Source organism: Polaromonas sp. (genome assembly GCF_036676035.1).
Taxonomy (GTDB): Bacteria; Pseudomonadota; Gammaproteobacteria; order Burkholderiales; family Burkholderiaceae_C; genus Polaromonas.
In genome coordinates, this window is record NZ_JAKFDR010000024.1 from 1 (window position 1) to 2,019 (window position 2,019).

Below are 2,019 nucleotides of genomic sequence, written 5' to 3' on the forward strand. Positions count from 1 at the left end.
CCCGAACCAGACCGTGGACTCGGTATTCAGTCTGCCGAATGGAGTGCTGGCCCACCTGGGTGACGACAGCCTGCTGGAAGCGCTGAACTACCCGGGTGGCAATAACCTGGCCGGGGCTGCGCAGATCCTGTTGCGCGCCGCAGTGGCCTCGTTGCTCAACGCCGCCCACCCGGATGTGGAGTTCCCGCGGACCGAGGCCGAGATCATCGCCGAGGTCAATGCGGCGCTGGCCAGCAAGGACCGGGGAACCATCCTGGCGTTGGCGTCGGCACTGGATGCCGATAACAACCTGGGTTGCGACCTGCCGAACGATAACTCGTTCTAAGTGGTAAACCGCCCGGCGTCAGGGATGACCCGGGCATCGCAAAACGAAAAGCGCAGGGCGTGGCCCTGCGTTTTTTTGTCTGGTGCCTTTCTCTTTGCCGAATGAACACTGTGCCGCTCTTGTGGCGGGGCCTTGGCCGCGATGGCTGCGCTGCTTGAGACCCTATCGCGGACGAGTCCGCTCCCACAGGGGAGGAGGTGTCCGGTCTGGGTAATTGGTGTGGTGGCAGCGCTTTTGTAGGAGCGGAGGGGACGCCGGGTCGTTATCCGCGAAGCCGAGCCTGAGCACGACGCCGATCCTGCAGAAAGAACAGCGTATTGCTCGTGTGGGAGGGGCTTTAGCCGCGACAGCTATGTCGAGCCGGACGTCCCCAGCGCGGATGAAGACTAGGCGTCCCCTCCGCTCCTACAGGGAGAGCCGGGGCCCGCCGGAACAAAAAAGGCGCGGGCCTGGGCTCCGCGCCTTGTTTATCTGCGGCCTCGGCCTTCTGCTAGCGCGTCAGGCTGATGTTCACCGTCGTGCTGGCGCTGGCCTTGCCATCGCTGATGGTGTAGCTGAACTGGTCGGTGCTCTTCAGCGACCTGGCCGGGCTGTACTTCAGGGTGCCGTTGCTGTTCAGGCTGACTTTGCCCTTGCTGCCCTGGGTGAATGCGACGATTTTCAGGGCGTCACCGTCCGGGTCGCTGTCGTTGGCCAGCACGGCGATGTTCACCGCGGTCAGGCTGGTGAGCAGCGAGCTGTCGCTGAGGGCCTTGGGCGCCTGGTTGGTGCTGCTGGTCGGGTTGTCGATCACGAAGCTGGCGGTGCCGCTGGCGGTGCGGCTGTTGGCCGTGGCGCTGCTGCCGACGCTGTAGAAACCATCGGTGGCGGTGCTCGGCGAGGTGACCTTCAGCGTGGTGCTGGCGCTGGCGCCGGGGGCCAGGCTGAGGCTGGCACTGCCCAGGCTGGCGCTCCAGCCGCTAGGTTTCACCGAGCTCAGGCTGAAGCTGCTGTTGGTGCAGCCGCTGCTGTCCTTGTTGGTCACGCTGACCGTGAAGGTGTAGCTGCTGCCGGCCGCCAGCCAGGTGCTTTGCCCCGGGCTGACGCTGACGCTCGGCGCACTGCGGGTGCAGGTCGGGGTGCTGCTGCCGCCGCCGAAGTCGACACTGACCAGGGCCTGGCTGGCGTCGGTCCACTGGGTGGTGACGGTCATGCCGCTGTCGCTGAAGCTGCGCCCGCCGATCAGCGCCGGATCCTTCATGTCGACGAAATTACTGCCGGCGGTCATGTCCAGCAACTGGCCGCTGTTGCCGTTGCTCGGGCTGGCCTGGTGGATGGCCACGCCCTTGAACGCGTTGTTCGGGTCGACCACGCCGCGGTCGGTGATCTGGGCATCGAAGCCCAGCGGCTGGCGGTATTCGACGTAGTAGTAGTTGGGCGCGCCGCTGCTATCCAGGCCGTTGGCGATTTTCAGCACCTTGCCGCTGGTGGTCTGGGTGGCGGCCGGCTTCAGGTAGAAATTGCCGCCGCTGGCGACGTTGATGATATTGCTGCTGGCCAGCCAGCCCAGGCGTTCCTTGCTGAAGCCGTTGAAATGCCCGACGGTGCCGGAGTAACCCATGATGTCCAGGGTGTCGCCGTATTCCTGGGCGGTGCAGCTGCTGCCCAGGGTGGTGTCGCCGCAGTCCAGGGCATGGGCATGGTGCAGGCCGAGG

General features: G+C 65.4%; 2 protein-coding genes. One reads left to right on the forward strand and one right to left on the reverse strand.

What is annotated here, in order from left to right; genetic code table 11:
* Positions 1-325: hypothetical protein (locus V6M61_RS04835; RefSeq protein WP_332775435.1), on the forward strand; the 325-nt coding region annotated here is incomplete at its 5' end.
* A gap of 490 nt (positions 326-815) precedes the next feature.
* On the opposite strand, the gene V6M61_RS04840 is transcribed toward V6M61_RS04835, so the two are convergent.
* Positions 816-2,019 (reverse strand): Ig-like domain-containing protein (locus V6M61_RS04840; RefSeq protein ID WP_332775436.1); only part of this gene is annotated, 1,204 nt, incomplete at its 5' end.